The following is a 21,755-nucleotide window of genomic DNA, read 5'->3' as shown; positions in this document are numbered from 1 at the left end:
CTGGTTGACCGGCAATGCCCGCAATGCGCTCTCCGACGGCGAACAGGCGCTCATACGTAACTATCTGGGCGGAGGGGGAAATCTGGTCCTCGCCGGACAGTTCATCGGGGACGACCATGGCGGGAGCGCTTTCCATCAGGAAATTCTCAAAGCGCGGCATGTGGCGGATAACTCGGCCGGACGGATCGTGCAGGGCAGGGGCGGGTCGCCGTCCGAAGGACAACGGCTGCTGTTGATCGGAGCCGGCGCCGGCAACGGGACGCTCTCGCCCAGTTCGATGGAAGCCTTGGGCGCCGCCGAGCCGATACTCGATTACGATAACGGCTCCGGCACCGGTGCCATCCTCTACCGGCGCGAATATGGGTTGGTCTATTGCGGATTCGCTCTCGAAGCGGTGAGCGGCCAGGGTGGGACAACGCCAAGGAGCAGATTTCTGGCGAATGTGTTCGAGGTCTTTCGCATCCTCGATGTGCCGGACCAGAGCAAAGCGCCGGAACTGCCTGATGAGCCGCACTTGATTGGGGCGTTCCCGAATCCGTTCAATGGGCAGGTCCGGATTGCGGTCTCGGCGATGAGTTCAGCCAGTTACCGCCTGGAAGCACTCGACATCTCCGGTCGGCTTGTCGGGTCGATCTTTGAAGGCAGTGCCAATGGTGCGAAGTCGGAGTATATCTGGAATGCCGACCATCTGCCGGACGGCATTTATTTCGTCCGGCTAAGTTCAGGGGGGCGCAGTGAGACCATCAAGGCGGTGTTAGTGAAGTAGAATTCGGTTTAGGGTTTCTCTGTTCATTTTGCATTCTGCGTTGCATACCGCGATCTACATTCTGCACTCTGCGATACTTCTTTTTGCAGCACCGACGGAACCGAGTATTAGCCTTCATCTCGACCGCCTGCCGGAAGAGGAAAAGGTCTATCTGGCAGGACTGGACAGCGAACTGAAGCGGCTCATCGGGGAGCAAACCTGGGCCGGCAGCCGGCCCGGGTTCCCGTTTGCCGTGCAGATCGACCTCTTTTTCGACAAATTCAGCCGCAATGCCATATTGCGCCGCTATGAAGCCGGCATCCTCATCGGCCTTAAGAGCGGCGTTCAGTTTCGCGATCGGCGATGGGAGTTTCCTTTCGCTCAAGAGGAGCGCCTCCCGTGGAGCGATCCCTACCACCCTTTGACCGGCCTCGTCGAGTATTATCTGGCGCTCGCCTGCGGCACTGAAATGGATCGCTACCGGCCGCTTGGCGGTGAACCCTATTATGAGCGCGCCCGGATGATTGCCCAGGCCGCGCGGTTCGAGGCGCTCTACGCATTAGGTTGGGAAGAACGGCGCAGATTGGCAGAGAAGTTCAGCGATTCGCTCTGGGTGACATTACGCAAGGCGGCTTACCATTTCGAGTCGGGACGGCGGTTTCTGGCCGTAGATAATATCGAAGATGCCGTGCCGCATCTGGCTGAAGCAGTCCACCTCGCAATGTCCACCGCACCGGAGAATCTTGAACTTAAGTATGGCGATCATGTCATCCGGTTCGTTGACCGGCAGAAAGTAGTCGATGCCTTGACCGCGCTCGAAATGTGGGATGAACTTGATGAATTTGAGGAGTGGGCGAAGGAGAGTGAAGAATGATTTCTTGTTTAAGTTGTTAATTCTTAATATTATTGAATCATCACTTCCTGAGATAGACAGCCCTTCGGCCCTCCGCACCTATACCTCTCATTAGCATTAACATTATCATACTCTTCGCCGCAGAAATGACGGCTGCAACACCTACCCTCGACGTCGGCGGCAGCCTTGAACTTAACTCGCGCTATGTCTGGCGTGGCCTGGCCTGGAGCGAGGGCGTCGTCGTGCAGCCATCGCTTTGGATCGACTTGGATAGGACCTCGCTTGAGTTGTGGGTCAATTGGGATCCGACTCCTCCGGTAGGTCCGGCAGTCATGAATGAGGTCGATTTAACGTTGTCGCGTCAACTTGAAATAGGACGACTGGAACTTGAACCGGCAATCTCCTATTATCATTACCCGCATCAGGACGATTCGCCGCCGACCGGGGAAATCGAACTGACGGGGTGTATGAACTTCGACGCCAGCGCACTGTCGGTGAGCGTGTCGATGGACTACCTTGAATATAGCAATGCTTGGACAGCATCGGCCGGATGGGAACGTTGGCTATCGATTGAAGATTGGGAAGGCAGTATCGCGATCGAAGCGGGATGGGGGGCGGCGCAATTCAATGAGGCTTACGTCGGAGTGAAGCGCAGCCGGCTTCTCTATACCGGCATATCGTTTGCATTAGAACGAGCCGTCGGAGGATGGCTGCTGGGAGGCCGCATCGCTCTAACTACGCTACCTGAAGAGGCTATCCGGCAGTTGGTTGACGAGCCGACGCTTATTGCAATCGGTCTCTCGGTTGGGAGGTAAGAATTTTGGCCTTGGAACGGTCTCAACCCTTGACAAGAGGCTCGGGATACTTTATCTTGTCCATACTTATGAAAAGACTCCACATCGTCCCCGTGCTTGCATCGGGGATAATCATCCTGCTTGCAGCGGCGGCTCTTTGGGCAGAGTCCCGCGCAGTGCAGGATTTTCGCGCCTGGGTCGAAAGCCCCGAGGTGCAGATCGAATGGACCGGCGGCAGTGAGGCTGGCGTAACGACCTTTCGCCTGCAGCGCAGTTTCGACGGGCAGAGATTCAGCACGATCCACACCGCCGCGCCGACTGGCGACGGCAGCCGGTATTCTTTTACCGATCGCGACCTCTTCAAAGGCGAACCGCGCAGCGTCGAATACCGTGTCGAAGTGGGCCTGATTGGCAACCGGACCGAATGGAGCGAGGTTGAAATCGTAACCCTCTCGTTCTCCAACATCCGCCGCACCTGGGGGAGCATCAAAGCGATATTCCGGTAGTCGTCTGCACCATTAAGAACTTCAAGCGCCGCCCGGGACATCCGGACGGCGCTTTGATGTTTTGGCGGACGCTATTCCTGCGCAGGCGGGAACCCAGGTCAATGATTCCCCGATTCTGTGGTGTCAGGTGTCCCCACCTGACACCAGTGGTCTTTTATTTACAATCGCATGCCGTCGGGTGAGGAGACCCGACGGCACAAGTATGTCTAATCTCGGACAGACTCGAAGGCGGGAATGACGTTACGCCTAAAGCACCTTTCGTAGATACTCCCCCGTCCAACTCCCCTTATTCCTGGCAACATCCTCGGGAGTCCCTTCGGCGACGATCATTCCACCATTGTCGCCTCCCTCCGGCCCGAGGTCGATCACCCAATCGGCGGATTTGATCACGTCGAGGTTGTGCTCGATTACGAGGACGGTATTGCCCTTCTCCACGAGCGCTTGCAAGACTTCAAGCAGCATCTGGACATCGGCGAAGTGGAGGCCGGTGGTCGGCTCGTCGAGGATATAGAAGGTCTGTCCGGTCGCGACCTTCGATAATTCTGCCGCAAGTTTGATCCGCTGGGCTTCGCCGCCCGAGAGCGTTGTCGCCTGTTGACCGAGATGGATGTAGCCGAGCCCGACGCCGGCGAGGGTTTCCAATTTGCGCCGGATGACCGGTATGTCACGGAAGAGGTCAAGAGCGTCGGCGACCGTCATGTCGAGCGCATCCGAGATGCTCCGGCCCTTAAACTTCACCTCCAGCGTCTCGCGGTTGTAGCGCCTGCCTTTGCAGAGTTCGCAGTTGACATAGACGTCGGGCAGGAAGTGCATTTCGATCTTGATGATTCCGCCGCCCTGGCACTGCTCGCAGCGTCCGCCCTTGACGTTGAAACTGAATCGCCCCGGCCCATAGCCGCGCATCTTCGCTTCGGGCAGTTGGGCGAAGAGGTCGCGAATATGATTGAAGAGGCCGGTGTAGGTGGCGGGATTAGAGCGCGGCGTCCGGCCGATGGGAGACTGGTCGATATCGACGACCTTATCGATCAACTCGAGACCACTTATGGTGCTGTGTGGAAGCGGCATAAGACGGCTGCCATAGATGTGCCGGGCCAGAGCCGGATAGAGCGTCTCGACCACGAGGCTCGACTTGCCGGACCCGGATACGCCGGTTACAGCGATAAACTTCCCAAGCGGGATGCGGACGTCGATGCCCTTCAGGTTGTTTCCGGTGGCATTGCGAATGAGGAGGTGAGGCTCTGGATTCTTGTTTGGGGTAGATCGATAGTCGCCCCGTGAATTCGACCTTCTCTTTTCCCTTTTCCCTCTTCCATTTTCCATTCTGCGGGTGACCGGAACGGGAATCGCCTCGCGGCCGGAGAGGAACTTACCGGTGATCGACTTTGGATGCCTGGCAATGTCGGCCGGTGTTCCTGCGGCTACAATATGCCCGCCGGTGCGTCCGGCTCCCGGCCCAAGGTCGATGACCCAATCGGCCGACTCAATCGTCTCCTGATCATGCTCGACGACGATGACGCTATTGCCGAGGTCGCGGAGACGTTTCAGGGTTGCAATCAGTTTCGCGTTGTCGCGCTGGTGCAGGCCGATGGAAGGCTCGTCGAGGATATACATCACGCCGACCAGTCCGGAGCCGATTTGCGTCGCCAGGCGGATCCGTTGGGCTTCGCCGCCTGAAAGCGTCCCGGCGGCACGGGAGAGGCTCAGGTAATTCAGACCGACGTTGTTCAAGAATTCAAGACGGGCTGCAACCTCCTTTAGAATGGTGCGGGCGATGGTCGTGTCGCGTTCGTCGAGGACCAGTCCGTTAACGAACTCGAGGGCGGTTCCGATTGAGCGTTCTCCCAAGTGTGGGAGCGAAAGGTCTCCGACCGTAACTGCTCGCGCTTCAGGCTTAAGACGCTCGCCGTGACAGTCGGGGCAGGGGATGTCACCCATAAATCCCTCGATCCACTCCCGGATGAGGGCTGATTCGGTCTGACGGTAGCGACGCTGGAGATTGGGAATGACACCCTCCCAATGGCCTTCGTGCTCCCACATTGAGTTACCTGTCGACGAGACATAGCGAAAGCGGATGCGCTGGCCCTTGCTGCCATAAAGGACCAGGTGCTGCTGATCGGAGGTCAGTTTTTCAAAGGGTGTCAGAAGGCTGAAACCGGTCGCTTCGGCGAGTTGCTCGAGCATCCGCAGGAACCAGCCTTCACGTCCGCTGTTGAAGGTGGCGATAGCACCGTCCCGGATAGAGCGGGTTGGGTCGGGGATGACCAGTCGGGGATTTATCTCCATCTTGTAGCCGAGACCGGTGCAGGTCGGACAGGCGCCGAAGGGGGAGTTGAAACTGAAAAGACGAGGTGCCAGTTCCTCAAACGAGATACCGCATTCGGCGCAGGCGAAGTGTTCGCTGAAGAGAACTTCCCCGCCGTCTTCGTAATCGGCGATCACCAAGCCATTGGCTTGGCGGAGGGCGAGTTCAACCGAGTCGGCGAGCCGGTCGCGGGCATCGGGACGGACGACGATGCGATCGATGACGACGTCGATTGAGTGCTTGCGCTTCTTGTCAAGGATGATCTCGCCGTCCAAACCGCGCACCTTGCCATCGACCCGGACGCGGGTGAAACCGTCGCGCACCATCGAACGGAAGAGTTCGCCATACTCGCCCTTGCGCCCCCGGACGACCGGCGCCAATATGGTCAGTTTGCGCTCGGCGCCCGACTCGAGCAGTTGGTCGATGATCTCCTGAGCCGATTGACGCCGGACGACCTTCCCGCAAGAGGGACAATGCGGGACCCCGATCCGGGCATAGAGTAAGCGCAGATAGTCGTAAATCTCGGTCACCGTCCCGACCGTCGAACGGGGATTGCGGATGCCCGATTTCTGCTCGATGGATATGGCCGGCGAGAGCCCGTCGATACGGTCCACATCGGGCTTTTCCATTAGGCCAAGGAACTGCCGGGCATAAGCCGAGAGCGATTCGACATAGCGCCGCTGGCCTTCGGCGTAAAGGGTGTCGAAGGCGAGTGACGACTTGCCCGACCCCGATAGTCCGGTAATGACGACCAGTCGGTCGCGCGGGATGTCGAGGTCGAGATTCTTTAGATTATGCTCGCGCGCACCTCGAACCGAGATGACGCCGCTTTGGGATGTAGAATGCAGAGTGAAGTATAGTGAAAAACGGAAACGAATGAACGATGAGTGAAGATGCCGGTGACTTTAGCCGCGCCAAAGCGAACTTCTACACCGGACATCAGGCGTGCTATAATATAGGAAGCGAGGCGGTGATGGCGAAGCCTTGGAAGAGGCACTGGCGATGTAGATCGATTCGTTTACGTATCTGCTGCTGCAGGCTTGGACGGTGGTTTATCTTTGCCTTGCACCTGGAAGGTATGGCTGTTATATTGGCTTAAACAGACGCTTTTCTTGCGTCCTTCGTTACCGTTCATCATTCATCGTCAATTCTGCACTCTTCTATCGACACTCTGCATTCGGTCTGGCGCCTCGGGGATGACATCGACACCGACCTGATCTACCCGGGCAAATACCTGCCGATCCTCGACCCGGCCGATATGGCGCAGCACGCCCTCGAAGGCTGCGATCCGGCAATTCCGTCGCTCCTTAAGCCCGGAGATGTCATTGTGGCGGGACAGGGTTTCGGTTGTGGATCGAGCCGCGAGCAGGCTGCAGTAGCGCTCAAGGTCGCCGGCGTCGCCGCCGTCGTGGCGACATCGTTTGCCCGCATCTTCTTTCGCAATGCCATCAACGTCGGTCTGCCGTTGGTCGAAGCCACACTTCCGGACGATATCACCACCGGCAGCAAGATCGGGATCGACTTCGCCTCGCACACAATAACGCTGTCCGGCGGGCGAACGATCTCGTTCCCGCCGCTGGACCCGGGCGTCCAGGCGATCCTCGATGCCGGTGGACTGATTCCGGCAGTGCGCGCGAAGTTGAAGCGGGGTTAGTATCAAGTAGTGAATGTGGCGAAATTGGTCGTCGTTCCCGCGTAGGCGGGAACAGTGTCAATTTATTCTGGTCTGGATCCCCGCCTGCGCGGGGATGACGACCTTGCCACATGTCGCATTCTCTATCAACTCGCTACTTTTGATGGGGGCGCCATATGGTAGTATCAGTAGGACGGACAAGAATGTCCGTCCATTGGACAGGCATTCCTGCCTGTCCTACTGATAAATGCCACTACTATTTGCACCCTTTACTGACGTTTCAGTCAGATATCCCACAACCCCTTTACCTTAATCCCAATTCCAAAATCCAAAATCCAAAATCCAAAGTCCCTTCGCATCGGACTGACCGGACCAATCGGCGCCGGTAAGTCGGTCGTCGCATCGCGATGGGAAGAACTTGGCGCCGGCATCGTGGTCGGTGATAGCGTAGGAGCGGAAGCGCTAATCCTCGATGCGGACCTGCGTCGAGCGCTTGTTGAACGATTCGGCGAGGGCATACTTTCGCCGGGGGGACGCATCGACCGCCTCGCCCTGGGCCGGGTCGCATTCGCGACGCCTGAAGGTCAACGCGACCTGACAGCCATCACTTTCCCGGCGCTCTACAACAGAGCGAAAGACGAGATGGCGTTCCTCGCGGAATTTCACGATGTCGTAGTCTTCGATGCTGCCTTGTTATTCGAGTGGGGAATTGAACGCGATTTCGACCGCATCGTCACGGTTACTGCGCCGGTGGAGTTACTGATCGAACGCGCCGCAGCCCGTCCGATCGGGTTGACGAGGGAGGATATCGTAGCCCGTCTCGAGCGGCAGTTGCCGCCGGACGAAAAAGCCCGTCGCGCCGACATTGTCATCGTCAACGACGGGACTGAGGAAGACCTTATCAGGAAGGCGGACGACGTTTTCAGGACGATAGGCGAGGGACGAAGAGCCGAAAGCCCGGAGCCTAAAGCCAGATATTGATGGGGCGGATTGTTATTGGCATTTCAAGTGCGCGTTGCACTGGAACTTCCCCACTGCTCAGCGGGGGGGATTAAGGGCTGGAACTTCCCCACTGCTCAGCGGGGGGGGATTAAGGGCTGGAACTTCCCCACCGCTCAGCGGGGGGGGGATTAAGGGCTGGAACTTCCCCACCGCTCAGCGGGGGGGGGATTAAGGGCTGGAACTTCCCCACCGCTCAGCGGGGGGGATAAAGGGGGGGAAAGTATCGCACCGGAATGCCCCCCTGCAGTCCCCCCGCCAAGCGGGAAGACGTGTTAACACGTTGCTGCACCTCCTAATAGTTATCGATCTGCGCCCGCTGCAACCTCCCGCTGAAGTCGATATAGACCGTCTTCAATTCGCTGAAGAACTCATAGACCGGCCAGCCGCCTTCGCGATGCCCGTTACCGGTCTGCTTGACGCCTCCGAATGGCATATGGCACTCAGCGCCGATAGTCGCGCCGTTGACATAGGTGATGCCGGCTTCGAGGTCCCGCACCGCCTGGAACGCCCGGTTCACATCCCGGGTATAGATCGAAGACGAAAGGCCGTAGATGCAGTCGTTATGCATCGCCACGGCTTCGTCGAAATCCTTAGCCTTTGCCACCGAAAGCACCGGGCCAAAGATCTCCTCTTGAAAGATCCGCATCCGGGGCTTGACATCCCCGAACACCGTCGGCGCATAGAACCACCCGGCCGCGTGATCACCTTCCTTTAGCGCATAGCCCCCGCAGAGCAAGGTCGCGCCTTCCGACTTGCCGATTTGCACATAGGACTCGACCGTCTCTTGCTGCAACCGGTTGACGACCGGCCCAACCTGCGTCCTCGGATCGAGGCCATCGCCGACCCGCAACGCATTGGTCGCTTCGACCAGCATCGCCGTGAACCGGTCATAGACGTCTGCATGGACAATACAACGCGACGTCGCCGTGCAGCGTTGGCCGGTCGTCCCGAAGGCGCCCCACAGCAGCCCTTCGAGAGCCAGATCGAGGTCGGCGTCATACATCACAATCATCGCGTTCTTGCCGCCCAGTTCGAGCGATACGCGCTTCAGCGAAGCGCCGGCTTTGGCATTGATGCCCTTCCCAATTTCGGACGAACCGGTAAAACTAATCAGCGCGACATCGGGGTGTTCGACGATCCGGTTGCCGACCGCTCCGCCGCCGCCATGGACGAGGTTGATGACCCCCTTGGGGAGTCCGGCTTCGACGAGGATTTCGACCAGATGCGTCGCCGTGAGCGGAGTATCGGATGCGGGTTTAAGAACCACGGTATTGCCGCAGACCAGCGCCGGGAGTGTCTTCCAGCACGGAATCGCCATCGGGAAGTTCCAAGGGGTGATGAGCCCGGCGACGCCGATCGGCATCCGAAACGAGAGGTTCATCTTGTTGCGCAGTTCTGACGGGGTCGTATGGCCGAACAGGCGACGCCCTTCGGTAGCAGCGTAGTAGGCGGTGTCGATGCCTTCCTGAACGTCGCCGCGCGTTTCGGCGAGCACTTTGCCCATTTCGCGGGTCATATCACGCGCGAGGTCTTCCTTACGTTCGCTCATCAGATCGCCGGCTCGCTTGATGATTGCGCCGCGCTCCGGAGCCGGAACGAGCCGCCACTCGCGAAATGCCATTCGTGCGGCTGCAACGGCTTCGTCAACCTCTTCAGGTCCCGATTTCGGGAACTGCCCTATTACTTCGTCCCAACGTGCCGGATTGTGATTTTCGGTCCAGTGACCGGAGCGAGCAGGCTTCCACTCGCCACCCAAGTAATTGAGATACTGATTCATAGATTGGTGAAAGCGGATTGATGATTACCTTGCGACAGCGATGAATGGTGCTGCGTTTAGCACTTCTTTCAGTTGAATGATGATCGCATAATGGCGGATTCCAATCCGCCGAACTCATCGGGCGATTTGGAGATCGCCCTTACGCGGAGAAGGTCCGGCAAAAACCGGCTACACTTCTATCAACCGCTTCTCCGACCGGTTGAGCACTTCCCCCCCGCCATCGCGGACGACGACGTCGTCTTCGATGCGGACACCGCCCCAGTCGGGGATGTAAACACCCGGCTCGATCGTCACCACCATACCGGCGCGAAGGACGTCTTTCGATAGTGCGCTGACCCGCGGCGCGGTATGAACCTCCATCCCGATGCCGTGCCCGAGACCATGGGTGAAATGGTCTTTGTGCCCGCCGTCGGCGATGATTGTCCGCGCAACCCGGTCGAGGTCGGCGCAAGCCAGACCGGCCTGCACTGCTTCGCAAGCCGCCTGCTGAGCCTTCAGCACAAGGCCATAGACCTTGCGCTGTTCGGCAGTCGCTTTGCCGACGACGACGGTGCGGGTCATATCGGAAGTGTAGCCTCCTAACGAGCAGCCCATATCGATAGTGACGAAATCGCCCCGGGCGATCTTCTTGTCCGAAGCAATGCCGTGCGGCAGCGCTGAGCGCTTGCCTGAAGCGACGATAGGCTCGAAGGCATCCTTCTCTGCGCCAAACTTCTTGTGCTGATAGGTAATCTCGGCTGCTAATTCAGACTCGCGGATACCGGGCTTTATCAGCGGCAGGATCGTCTCGAAGACTTTATCGGTTGCCGCGACAGCCTTGCGAATCAGAGCGATCTCGTCCGGGGATTTGACCGCTTGAAGACCTTCGACAACGCCCGACGTCCCGACCAATTCTATCTTTGGAAAATGATTGCGCAGCGCGTCAGCCGCTTCCACCGTCATCCGGCTTTGCTCTATGCCGGTTCGGCCGCGTAGGCGGATGGCTTTATTTGACTTTAGTTCCTTGGCGAAGGCGTCGGCAACGGACATCCCGCCGCTGTATGTAAAGACTTGCACCCCCGAAGTTTCCGCTTCGGCCTGGGTTTTGTAGCGGCCGTCGGTGATAAGGAAGGCGTCCCTGCCGGTTACGAGCAGAAGCCCGTTCGAGCCGCTGAAACCGCACAGATAGCGGATGTTGGCCGACTCCTCAAAGTGGATGTCGGAGAACTTGGTGAGGATGAAATTGGCTACGCCAAGGCTGCGAAACCGGCGGCGCAAGGCGTCGAGACAGGGATTCATGGATAGTGGAATGTGTTAAGAAGTGCGTCAAATGGTGTCAGCCTGAACATAGTGAAGGAACCCGCTTGAGATGAGACCATGGTATAAGAGATCCTTCACTTCGTTCAAGACGACAAACACCACCTAAAGCCTAAGCCCAATATAATCTATCCCGCCCGCAAGGTGCAAGTTGGGGATACCTACACCGGCTAACTGAAAATCGTTCGGCGGCTCAGAGTGTTTCTGCCTCCAAAGGACTTGGCTTATGCAGATAGGTCAGATATTCGGAGAGCGCCGTTTCCAGCGCGGGGCGATTGTCGATGTGCATGATCGACTGGCGCACTTTTGCCGCGTCGGCGAGGCCGTGGAGATACCAACCGGCCTGCTTGCGCATGCGCAGCAGTGCCAAGCCCTCCGGGAACTCGTCGAACATCATTCGGTAGTGCTCGTTCAGGAGTATTAAACGCTCCCAAGGTGGTGGATCAAGCGGAACCTTGGGAGGCGCTGCGACGTCATTCAAGGCTTCGAAAATCCATGGGCGTCCCTGAGCCCATCTCGCGATCATCACCCGGTCGCAATTCGTCTCCTTGATCATCCTTCTAGCATCGGCATAGGATTCGACGTCTCCATTACCGACTACAGGAATAGCCACCGCTACCTTCACACGGGCGATCACGTTCCAATCGGCAGGGGTGCCTTTGGCTTTGCGGACAAAACGTCCGTGGACAGCGATAAAGACCGCTCCCGCTTCTTCAGCGGCCTGCGCTGCTTCGGGCGCAGATTCCGCTCCCGGCAAATACCCGGCCCGTAACTTTACCGAGACGGCAATGCCGGAGGCTGCCCGGACTTCGGCGACGATGCGTCCGATCTTCGTCGGCGACTGCATCAATGCGCCGCCGCACCCCCGGGTGACGAACTTTTTCACCGGGCAGCCGCAGTTGATGTCGATCAAATCGGGCGCGAAGTGCTTAGCAACTACCGCCGCCGCTTCGGCGATAGGTCCCGGTTCGGATCCAAACAGTTGCACGGCGATCGGCCGCTCGTCCTGATGGAACCGACAGAGTGCCAGACTGGCCGCGCTGCCGCGTCGGACACCTTCCGCCGAAATGCATTCGGTGTAGAGGAGACCGGCTCCATAGCGCCGCGCAAGTCTGCGGAAAGGGGAATCGGTAATCCCGGCCATCGGTGCAAGGATGGCACCGGGGGGAAGTTGGAAGTTAGCGACCTGAGGGGCGGTTTGGCCTTGCTTTTCAACGGGAGGCATTCTATAATATAAGTCTTTCTCCGGGAATGCATCTCCCGCCGCAGGGTCGGACTCCAGTCCGACCATAAAGGTCGGTGAAGGTCGTCCCCGGCCAACCAAACCAGTTACTGAAAGCAGGTCGGTTCAATGTCTCGTCGCTGCGCTATCACCGGACGCGGCCCCCGGGTGGGCCACAACGTAAGCCACGCTCACAACATCACGCTTCGGCGCTGGAATGTCAACCTGCAGAAAGTCCGCATTCTGATCGACGGCCGGGTGCGTAGAGTGCGCGTCTCAACGGCTGCGATCAAGTCGGGACTAATCACCCGACCGCCGCTCATTCTCAAAGCCAAACAAGCCCGTCCGGTTCGTCCGGCGACGGCTCCGGCAATCGCTGCCGCAACTGCCTACCCGGTCGAGCCTGAATCGCGCTACTTCTCGGAAGGAAGCGTCGTCACGCGGCTCTTCAAGCCCAAAGTTAAACCCGAAGAAGCGGCCGTTACGGAAGCGGCCGTTGAGGAACTTGATGTGGCTGAAAGTAAACCGAACGACGAAGTTGAAAAGTGATCAAGTGATCAAGTGACAAAGAGATCAACGACAAAGGCAGGCGGTTAGCCTGCCTTTGTCGCTCTGTGCTGCTCGATGTCCGACCAAGCCGACTTAGAAAGGACTAATCAGAGTGGCAGATGTTTGTGCAATTACTTGTGCCAGCCGGACGCCCTCATCCGGCTGTAATGCGCTACCGGACAAGCAGCGCTTCAGCAGTTAGCGCGCCAGTCGCCGTCGTCAACCGGACGATGTAGCGCCCCGCCGGCATTCTTGCGGCATCCCACTCGATCCACTGAAAACCGGGCACCGCATTCATCAGGGGCGTAAGATCGCCCACTTTATGGCCTATTGCGTCGAAGACCTCGAGCAATGTGGGTGAACTGCCCGTCAGGCTCACTTCGATCACCGCAGCGTTATTGAACGGATTGGGATGGACCGAGAGACCATTGTCCTGTGGCAACAGCCCCGGCTCGGGCCACGCGGCTTGACGCGGCGAGACGTCGATCCTGATCAGAAGGGTGTCGGAAAAGTCTTCGCCGTCGTCGAGGAGATAGCGCGCTTCATAGCGACCGGTGTCCGAAAGTGCTACGTTCCAGGCAAAATGCCAGCGCAGCGGGCCGGTTCGGGTTACTCGCGCCGACACAGACTTGTTCTGACGGATGCGGACAAGGCTTAAGGTGTCGGCATCGGAATCTTCCGCAACGAAGTCGAAGGTCAGCGGTTCACCCGCTGCCACTTCGAACGGCCCCGGCCGGACGCCCCACCTGGGTGGAATGTTGGGCTGAAGCGCAAGATTTACGTTATAGATGGCAAATCCGGTGTCGAAAGCAACGACCGCAACTGGCTGGCGGAAAGCCACATCGACCATATTCGCGGCGGGTCGGGCATAGCCGGATACCCTAAGACCGCGATCGGTCTTGCGGACGATCCGCAACCCTTGCTCCCCCCGCGTCACAATGGCATGATTGCCAACGACCACCATATCGCCCGGTTCACCCGATAGATTGATTTCGTCCTGCCACTCGACTCCGGGAAATTGGGAAAGATCACCCCGCCTCAATCGTGATAGTGTGTTGATCCAAATCTCATCCCCCACGATTCTCATCGTTCCTCGCCCCAGACCCTGCCAGGAACCGATTCTCCGCACCTCCACCAGATCGCCTATGTCATAGAGTTCGACATCGCTATCGGTCTGCAGCAAAAGGGTGCGTTCAAAGATCGCCGCATCCCGGGTTCCTGCATCGGCAAGAACGGCGGCACGCAATATAGGATTGGCAAGATTTGCAATATCAAATAGAAAACCACCGCGACCACTCCCGCTGGTTATCATTGCAAATCGGTCATTCAGGCGCAGCCGTGGAATCCAGGAGGCACCATGATAGCGATTTGCGAGAAATTCAATCCTCTCCGGCAGGTCGATCTGTCCCGTGCGCAAATACGCCGGCCGGCCATCCCCCGAAATCAACCGGTCTCCATCGACAGCGATTTGCCAGGTTTCATAGTAGGGATTGACAGGGCTCCAGACCAAACGTGGACGCGCCGGATCGGTTATGTCATAGGCGTCAACCCCGCCGGGCGCCGTTCCAAAGAGCGCATAGTTGCGCCATACCTCGACTGAGCGAAAGTAGGTAAGTCTACCGATAGACCCTATTACTCGAGGCGATTCGGGGCGGGACGCATCATAGAGCATCAATTTCCGCCTCGCAGCGAGGAGCAGATCATCGGCGAAGAGTACCGACGGCGCGCTGTTGTCCTCGACACTTCCGAGCCGTCGCAAATCCTGCGAACCAAGCAGCGAAATCTCGCCACTCTCAACACGGGCGACGGCAACCGTAAATGCCGACGCTGCAATCGCCTTCACCGCTGATTCAACGTTATAGGAGGCCAGCCGCTCCGGACGCGTCGGATCATTCAACCCGATACGGAACATCCGTGAAGTTTCGGCGATGTAGATGTTCGGCCCGAAGACCGTGACGTCTCGGGTGTCGCCTTCCGGAGCGAGGGAACCTCGCCCCACCGGATTGCGCCGGTCGCTCACGTCGATCACCCTCAGTCCGCTCTCGCTGTCGGCTACGAGGATAAGGTCGTTGAAGATCGCCGCCCGTCTGGCAAACCCGGGCGTATCGAAAGCGCTAAGCCGCTGCGGATTTTGCGGGTTGCCGACATCGAAGAGGACGATCCCGGACTCGCCCGACGCCACTACCAACAGGCTGCCCCGGATCGCCACGCTTCGCGCATCCCCCTCCTCTTCGATCATCCCGATCAGGTCAGGCCGGGCCGGATTGCGCACATCTACGACCAAGACCCCGGCGCGTCCGGCGGCAATGAAGAGATAGCCGTTGCTGTAAGTGAGATGATAGGGGTCGCGGCCGAGGGGGAGAAGGCTGGTCTGAACAGGTAGTTCGGGGCGCCGAATGTCGATGACGCGCAGGCCGGCCAACTGGTCGAGGACATAGGCGTATCGTTCGTCTCCGGCAATGCCTTGCACCGTGCCCCAGGAGGCGGTGCGGAGGGTGAAGACCGGCTCGATGTTGTAGAACTCCTGCGCGGAGGCCAGAGCCGCCGTCAGGGTTAGCAGAAGTGAAATGGATCTGGTGTGCATCGTAAACTCCTTAATATGTGCATAGTAACGCTGCGTCAGCATCTCGCTGGCTCCGACCTGCCGCCAGGATGGCGGCGCTACGGATGCCTGGCCTGTCGCATTGCCTTATTGTTACAATCTAACAACCTTGCTGAACCTGCACAAGAGTCGGGAGCAGGCAAGTTACTTTGCCAACCTTCGGGCAGCGTCATCATAGGCTAGGCGGGATGAGTCGCATTTCAAGAGGACTTGCTTCCCTGCGAATTTGGTCTTAAGTTGAATGCAAGACCACCAGGATGCGCTTTCCGTCTCATATACTTGTGAGATCAAATGATGCGCTTCACCCGGTTCACTGCGCAGTTGACCGCCGCTGCGGTTCTTTTCGCCGTCCTTCCCGCATCTGCCAACAACAACGTCGAACCTATCGGCACGGTTGAACTGCACGGATCGGCTTCCCGCCTCTTCCTGAAGGGCCAAAGGCTCTTCGTCGCTACCGATGAACGCGGCGGGACGATCGACGTCTTCGACATCTCCAACCCCGAACGCCCCTCGCTATTGGGCAACATCGCCATCGGGCGGCCGGTCGGGGCCGTGAAGTTCGACGGCGACCGTATGTATGTTGCCACCGAAGACCGCCTCTTCGTCTTCGACGCCTCCCGCCAGATCCCTCAATCGCGCGGCTACCGATCCTACCAGTCCCGCTACAACAGCGTCGCCCTCCACCTCCGCAACGGCTTTGCCTACATCTTCGAAGGCCGGCAGAACTTCATATATGATCCCTGTATGGTGAAGCGGATCGACGTCCGCAATCTGGACGAAATTCGCAATGCCGAGGTCGTCCGCGAACTGCTCTGGGACGTCGGCGCGAGCAATATGGAGTTCAGGAACATCGTCGAGATGGACGGCGACCTCTGGGCTCACTCCGACGCACCGGGCCGGGAGATCAATCAGGTGCTGCTTCAAGCCCGTCGCGGCCTATACCGCATAGCCTTCGACGGTGACAACCGGCCGCACGTGGAGCAAGTCTTCCCATTCGTCTATAGCGTCGGGACCATCGCCGCGCACGGGAACATCCTGATCACCGACAAGGGCTATTTTTCGTTCGAAGATCGCGACAACGTCCGGGTCGTCAGTTACGAGCAGTTCTCCTGCACAGAAATCAAGGTGGCGGGGGACTTTCTCTACTTCGCCCGAGGCCAAAACGGCTTTGCAGTCAAGAACTTTGTCGATCATCAGCCGCTTCGGACTGCCGCTTCCTTTAGCGATGATCAACTTCCCGACGTGATGCCGGTGGGGAACTACGTCTTTGCAGCGGCGGGCGAACAGGGCCTGAAGGTCTATCGCTATGTCCGGGGCATTCAGTCGATCAATTCGGCGACGCGCAACGTCAGTTTCGGAACGACCACCATCGGGGAGTCGGTCAGCAAGTCCTTCTCCTTCACCAACGACGGCCGGATGCCGCTTGAAGTGGGGCGCATTTTTACCTCCCGCGGACTATTCAATATCGATAACGAAGGCCGGTTCGAACTGGCAGGACTACAACACCAACGGCTGAATCTTACCTACCGCCCGGTGGAACGGTTCGATATGTTCCGCGATACCCTGGTGATCGAATCGAACGACATCGACGGCCCGCTGCGGGTGCCGCTCTCCATTCGTTCCACCGACCTTGTCGTGCGGGGCAGAATCGACCAAAGCAACTATTCCGGTCTCGATCCGGTGGTGTCGGGGGACTTCGCCTTCATATTGAGGAACGGAGTGACGTCGGTGGACCTGACCGACCGCGACAATATACGGTTCCTGGACAATATCGGCGTCGGATCGCATACCCGGACGGCACGGGAAGGCAACCGCCTCTATCTTGCGGGATACAACCGAATCTCCGTCGTAGATATCGAGCGACCGGATAGGATGTTCACTCTCGGCAGCCGGGAAACCGACGAATTTCGGAATTTCAACGACTTTGCGGTGTTGAACGGGCGGGCAGTCTTTGCCGGTTCAACGAACAATCCCGGGCTGATCGTCCTGGATGTGGAAGACCCTCAAACGATTGAAGTTGTCGGCCGGATTTCCAATCAGCGCTGGTATAATGTGGTGGCTCGCGGCAATTTCCTCTTTGCCCTCGGGACAACGCTTGAGATATGGGATTTCGAGAATCCCGATGAGCCGGAGTTGATGGCGACCCTGGACCATCCCCGCCGTCTGGAAGGCTGGGGACTCATGGCTTTTAGGAATAGCATTGCCTATTTGACGTCTGGCTCAGTCGCCAATTCGAATTTTGTCTATATCATCGACCTCTCTAACCTTCGCGAGCCGGAGATTGCCGGTTCATTCCGAAACGATCGCAACAACTTCAACGAAGTAGTCGTCGATGGCCGGCATCTCTTCATTGGTTCAAACGATATCCAGGTCTATGATCTTGTGAATCCGCTCGAACCGCAACTGGTCTATCAAAGTCCACCGGTTCGGCTCGGAACCGCCGTGCTCCCCCTCGGCGGCGGCCTCGCATTTTCGGCGGGGAATACAGCGTTTGGTATCTACGACTTTTCGCGCGTCCTCGGCATAATGGACGACTCGCCCGGTCAACGGATCGAACTCGGCGGCAATTGGAACCTCATCTCGCTCAACATCTCGCCCGGCGAACGTTACGGACAGTTGTGGGTCGATCTCCCCGACATCCGCCGGATGACCGACCAATGGCGCTTCGGCAACTTTCATCAGGTGGTCGAACTCCGCTCGCCGGCGGGGCGCTTCTACCGACCGGCATTCGACTTCAACAATATCCCCGGCTGGCACCCGGCAGAGGGCTATTGGGTCCACATGACCGGCTCAGCCCGGGGCGCTTGGGAGGGCGCCCCCATCGATCCGCAGACGCCGATCGATCTGCATCCCGGTTGGAACACCATCGCATACTATCCGGACTATCCCCTCGACGCCTCGGCTCCCGACTTTGCCGCCCTCGCCGACATCCGCGAACACGTCATCCTGATGAAAGACGGAGCAGGTCGGTTTGCGATTCCGGCAATGAACTTCTCAAGCCTCGAACCTCTGCGTCCCGGTCAGGGCTATATGCTGAAGATGGACGATGACGTCCGGTTCGTCTGGCCCGAGCGAGGCGGTGATAATCTGGCTGGATCCTATCGCCTCCCGCCTCTGGCGCTGCCTCGCAACACCGGCAGCAATATGAGCCTGCTGGTGCAACTCTCAAAGGGGGACCAAACAGTTGTCGGCTCCGAAGTGCGGGCATATTCGGGATCGGGCCGTTGGGTCGGGTCGGGAAGGGTGAACGAAGAAAGCTATGCCGGGCTTCCGGTTTACGGTGATGACCGGTCAACGGAGGTTGTCGATGGGCTGGCGGAAGGCGAGGATTTCAACCTGCGACTGATTCAAGTTGATGGAACTGAAGTATCGCTCGTCCCGACCGATTCGCGGCAATTGAGATATGCAGAGAATGCGCTATTCACCGTTGATGCCCGGACGACATTCGCATCACCGAAATCCTACTCTCTTCTCGATGCCTACCCCAATCCCTTCAATTCGCGGATAACGGTAGCTCTCAACATCCCACCTCCCACTCTCCACACTCCACATTCCGCATTCCGCATTCGTCTATACGACGCTCTCGGCCGCCTCGTCTCGGACCTGACCCCCACGGGCCGGCTGGTATCGGGGCACCGGACTATGACCATAGATGCGGCAGACTTGCCCTCTGGAACATATCAGATTAGATTGGATGCTGGATCCTATCAAGTCAGCCGAAAGATCACCCTGCTGAAATGAGTCCGCCCCAACCCCACGCCCTGCTGCAGCCGAGCGATAAAATCCACCTGATCATTCGCCGTAATTTCGACGGCGACATCCGGCGTCATTTTATCGGCGAAATCGTCCGGACCGCAGAAGCGACGCTCCTGGCTCGCGGTTTTGTCTTCGTCTTCGAAACCGGCACCAATAACTACATCCGTCGCCCCGACCGCAGGACGCGGGTATTTCGCTCTGCGACGCCAACAACATCGTCAACCTCCTGCCGCCCGGCGCCGACGTCGATGCCGCCTATTATGGGCTCGCCGCCGACCGAAGGCTCGTCGTCACCGACGGCAAGACTTTCTCCCTCGACGTCAACGAATTCGGGGTGCAGTTTTAGGATTGCTATTACTTGGTGCAGGTGTTCTTGTAATCTCCCCCCTGATTTGCGGGGGGGAAATATAGGTGGGGGAAGCTGGATGGTCCATCTTGCCCCCCTGTTGTCCCCCCGCAGAGCGGGAGGACGAGACAAGATGATTTGCACCTCATGAAAATCAGGGTATCCCCATGAACAAACTGACCATCGATGACCTTTCGCCCACCGGGAAGCGCGCGCTCGTGCGGGTCGATTTCAATGTGCCGCTTACCGAATCGGGCGAAGTCGAAGACGACACCCGCATCACGGCATCGCTTCCGACCCTAAAGAAAATCCTTGAGAGCGGCGGATCGGCGGTCGTCATGAGCCATCTCGGGCGGCCCAAAGCCAAACGGGAGGAGAAATACTCGCTTAGGCCGGTTGCCGAACGGCTAACAGCGCTCACCTCGTGGCCGGTGCGATTCGTCTCGGACTGCATTGGCAGCGAAGTCGAGTCCGCCGCGAGGTCCCTTAAGGGCGGCGAACTGCTGCTGATCGACAACGTCCGCTTCTATCCCGGAGAAGAGGCCAACGACCCGGACTTTGCCGCGCAACTGGCAAGGCTCGGAGACTACTACGTCAACGATGCCTTCGGATCGGCACACCGGGCGCACGCCTCGACGCATGCCGTAGCCGGGCACTTCCCCGGCCGAGCCGTCGCCGGTTATCTGATGGAGAAGGAACTCTCCTACCTTGGCCAAGCCCTCGCCGAGCCCAAACGCCCCTTTGTCGCGGTGATTGGCGGTGCGAAGATTTCAACTAAGATCGACGTCCTGAAGAATCTCCTCGGCAAGGTGGACCGCCTCCTGATCGGCGGCGCCATGACCTACACGTTGATCAAGGCGCGGGGTGGCCAAATCGGGAAGTCGCTCTGCGAAGTGGAGAAACTCGACGTCGCACGGGAAATTATGGCTTTGCCCGAAGCATCGAAGATCCTTCTTCCGGTCGATTCCACGACTGCGCTCAACGTCGATGCCACCTGCGAAACGGAGCATGAGGGCCGCAGGTTCACTCATTACTGCTGGCGGTTTCGCCCTTCGGATCAGATTCCCGACGAAGAGATCGGTTTCGATATCGGTCCAGATGCGGTAGCGGAATTCACCCGTGAGATCGCCCAAGCGGGGACGGTCGTCTGGAACGGGCCGGTCGGGATGTTCGAACGCGACCTCTATGCCACCGGAACCCGGGCCGTAGCGGAGTCGCTCGCGATGCTGACCGGAAAGGGCGGCGTTACCGTGGTGGGCGGCGGCGATTCGGTTGCCGCGCTGGAGAAGTTCGGACTGGCCAATCGAATGTCGCACGTTTCGACCGGCGGCGGGGCATCGCTCGAATTCCTCGAAGGAAGAGTCCTTCCCGGAGTCGCTGCATTGACCGATCGGTAGGCAGAACTCCAATCTCATCGTCCCCCAACGCCTCAGCCACTATGTCCCGCGACCTCATCATTGCCGGCAACTGGAAGATGAACACGACCCCGACAACCGGCGAAGACCTCGTAACGGCGATTGACGAGCGGCTCTCTTCGATGCCTCCGGAGAACCTGCCGCAGATCGTCCTTTGTCCGCCTGCGACGCACCTTGCCCGGCTGGCATCGATGACGACCCGGCATCCGTTTCAGTTCGGCGCTCAGAACGTCCATTGGGCGGAGTCGGGCGCGTTCACAGGCGAACTTGCCCCGTCGATGATCCTCGCAGCAGGCGCATCCTGGGCTATAATCGGACACTCGGAGCGACGCCGCTACTTCGGTGAAACGGATGAAACCGTACGGAAGCGGGCGGAACGTGCATTGGCGGCCGGCCTTAGGCCGATCGTCTGCATCGGGGAGACGCTCGAAGAACGGCAGGCTGGAGCGACCTTCGATGTCCTTCGTCGTCAGTTGAAGGTGGGCTTGGAGGGACTGACCTTGACGGGCAAGGGCGGGCTGGTGATCGCTTACGAACCGGTCTGGGCTATCGGAACCGGCGTCAATGCTACCGCCGGGCAGGCTGAAGAAGCGCACCGCTTTATTCGCGACCGGATCGCCGAAATGTGGAACAGCGAAATTGCCTCCGGCACCAGTATTCTCTACGGCGGGAGTGTTACCGACCAGAACGCATCGGAACTGCTGGCCTGCCCGGACGTCGATGGCGCGTTGGTCGGCGGCGCGTCGCTGAAGGTCGATCAATTCGCCGGGATCATCGCCGCAACAGGCGCAAAGTAGTCATCGGCTCTACCGGATAAGGACGACCTTTCGGACAAGGTGTGTCGCTCCGGCCTCGAAGCGAATCAGGTATATGCCGGATGAGTGGTCTGGTTGCGCAAGTGAAAGCCTGCTCCTATAAGAACCGGCGTTCCGATGTCCCTCTGCGAGCACCTCGACA

At 58.7% G+C, this 21,755-nt stretch carries 15 protein-coding genes; 10 read left to right on the top strand and 5 right to left on the bottom strand.

The genetic code is table 11. The features are described from left to right. The 4 genes from FJY67_06055 to FJY67_06040 form a co-directional block, all read left to right on the top strand. A partial coding sequence (locus FJY67_06055; GenBank protein ID MBM3329022.1) for a T9SS type A sorting domain-containing protein occupies window positions 1–766 on the top strand: 766 nt, incomplete at its 5' end. Between the two features lies 1 nt (window position 767). Continuing rightward, window positions 768–1,619, top strand: a complete 852-nt coding sequence (locus tag FJY67_06050) for a DUF4835 family protein (GenBank protein MBM3329021.1) — start codon at window positions 768–770, stop codon at window positions 1,617–1,619. Window positions 1,620–1,744: 125 nt separating this feature from the next. After that, the gene (locus FJY67_06045; GenBank protein MBM3329020.1) at window positions 1,745–2,413 is read left to right on the top strand and encodes a hypothetical protein; all 669 of its coding nucleotides are present in this window, start codon (window positions 1,745–1,747) and stop codon (window positions 2,411–2,413) included. Window positions 2,414–2,481: 68 nt separating this feature from the next. Then, the gene (locus tag FJY67_06040; GenBank protein ID MBM3329019.1) at window positions 2,482–2,898 is read left to right on the top strand and encodes a hypothetical protein; all 417 of its coding nucleotides are present in this window, start codon (window positions 2,482–2,484) and stop codon (window positions 2,896–2,898) included. A gap of 246 nt (window positions 2,899–3,144) precedes the next feature. Here FJY67_06040 and uvrA read toward each other — a convergent pair whose 3' ends face one another. Further along, window positions 3,145–6,048 (bottom strand): excinuclease ABC subunit UvrA, encoded by a 2,904-nt coding sequence (gene uvrA, locus FJY67_06035; protein ID MBM3329018.1) that lies wholly within the window; start codon window positions 6,046–6,048, stop codon window positions 3,145–3,147. Between the two features lie 323 nt (window positions 6,049–6,371). On the opposite strand from uvrA, the gene FJY67_06030 reads away from it, so the two are divergent. Continuing rightward, on the top strand, window positions 6,372–6,854 hold the full coding sequence (locus tag FJY67_06030; protein ID MBM3329017.1) for a 3-isopropylmalate dehydratase: 483 nt from the start codon (window positions 6,372–6,374) through the stop codon (window positions 6,852–6,854). A gap of 267 nt (window positions 6,855–7,121) precedes the next feature. Then, a complete protein-coding gene (gene coaE, locus FJY67_06025; GenBank protein ID MBM3329016.1) occupies window positions 7,122–7,814 on the top strand; it encodes a dephospho-CoA kinase in 693 nt (230 codons plus the stop codon). A gap of 313 nt (window positions 7,815–8,127) precedes the next feature. On the opposite strand, the gene FJY67_06020 is transcribed toward coaE, so the two are convergent. The 3 genes from FJY67_06020 to FJY67_06010 all read right to left on the bottom strand — a co-directional run bounded on the left by FJY67_06020 (window position 8,128) and on the right by FJY67_06010 (window position 12,232). After that, the gene (locus FJY67_06020) at window positions 8,128–9,612 is read right to left on the bottom strand and encodes an aldehyde dehydrogenase family protein (protein ID MBM3329015.1); all 1,485 of its coding nucleotides are present in this window, start codon (window positions 9,610–9,612) and stop codon (window positions 8,128–8,130) included. Window positions 9,613–9,780: 168 nt separating this feature from the next. Next, window positions 9,781–10,890 carry an aminopeptidase P family protein gene (locus FJY67_06015; protein ID MBM3329014.1) on the bottom strand — a complete coding sequence of 370 codons (1,110 nt, stop codon included), beginning with the start codon at window positions 10,888–10,890 and terminating at the stop codon, window positions 9,781–9,783. A gap of 211 nt (window positions 10,891–11,101) precedes the next feature. Beyond that, on the bottom strand, window positions 11,102–12,232 hold the full coding sequence (locus tag FJY67_06010) for a tRNA dihydrouridine synthase DusB (protein ID MBM3329013.1): 1,131 nt from the start codon (window positions 12,230–12,232) through the stop codon (window positions 11,102–11,104). Between the two features lie 27 nt (window positions 12,233–12,259). On the opposite strand from FJY67_06010, the gene rpmB reads away from it, so the two are divergent. Beyond that, window positions 12,260–12,679 (top strand): 50S ribosomal protein L28, encoded by a 420-nt coding sequence (gene rpmB, locus FJY67_06005; protein ID MBM3329012.1) that lies wholly within the window; start codon window positions 12,260–12,262, stop codon window positions 12,677–12,679. A gap of 172 nt (window positions 12,680–12,851) precedes the next feature. Here rpmB and FJY67_06000 read toward each other — a convergent pair whose 3' ends face one another. Then, complete coding sequence (locus tag FJY67_06000; protein ID MBM3329011.1) at window positions 12,852–15,305, bottom strand: hypothetical protein; 2,454 nt, start codon at window positions 15,303–15,305, stop codon at window positions 12,852–12,854. A 267-nt stretch (window positions 15,306–15,572) separates the two neighbouring features. Here FJY67_06000 and FJY67_05995 point away from each other — a divergent pair, with 267 nt between their 5' ends. From FJY67_05995 to FJY67_05985, 3 genes are all read left to right on the top strand, one after another. Further along, window positions 15,573–19,022 carry a T9SS type A sorting domain-containing protein gene (locus FJY67_05995; GenBank protein MBM3329010.1) on the top strand — a complete coding sequence of 1,150 codons (3,450 nt, stop codon included), beginning with the start codon at window positions 15,573–15,575 and terminating at the stop codon, window positions 19,020–19,022. A gap of 528 nt (window positions 19,023–19,550) precedes the next feature. After that, on the top strand, window positions 19,551–20,780 hold the full coding sequence (locus tag FJY67_05990; protein ID MBM3329009.1) for a phosphoglycerate kinase: 1,230 nt from the start codon (window positions 19,551–19,553) through the stop codon (window positions 20,778–20,780). 41 nt (window positions 20,781–20,821) lie between these two features. Further along, window positions 20,822–21,595, top strand: coding sequence for a triose-phosphate isomerase (locus tag FJY67_05985; protein ID MBM3329008.1), 774 nt, complete (start codon window positions 20,822–20,824; stop codon window positions 21,593–21,595). Window positions 21,596–21,755: the final 160 nt, after the last annotated feature.

Source organism: Calditrichota bacterium, assembly GCA_016867835.1.
Lineage (GTDB): Bacteria > Electryoneota > AABM5-125-24 > Hatepunaeales > Hatepunaeaceae > VGIQ01.
This window is presented reverse-complemented; position numbering and strand designations above follow the sequence as displayed.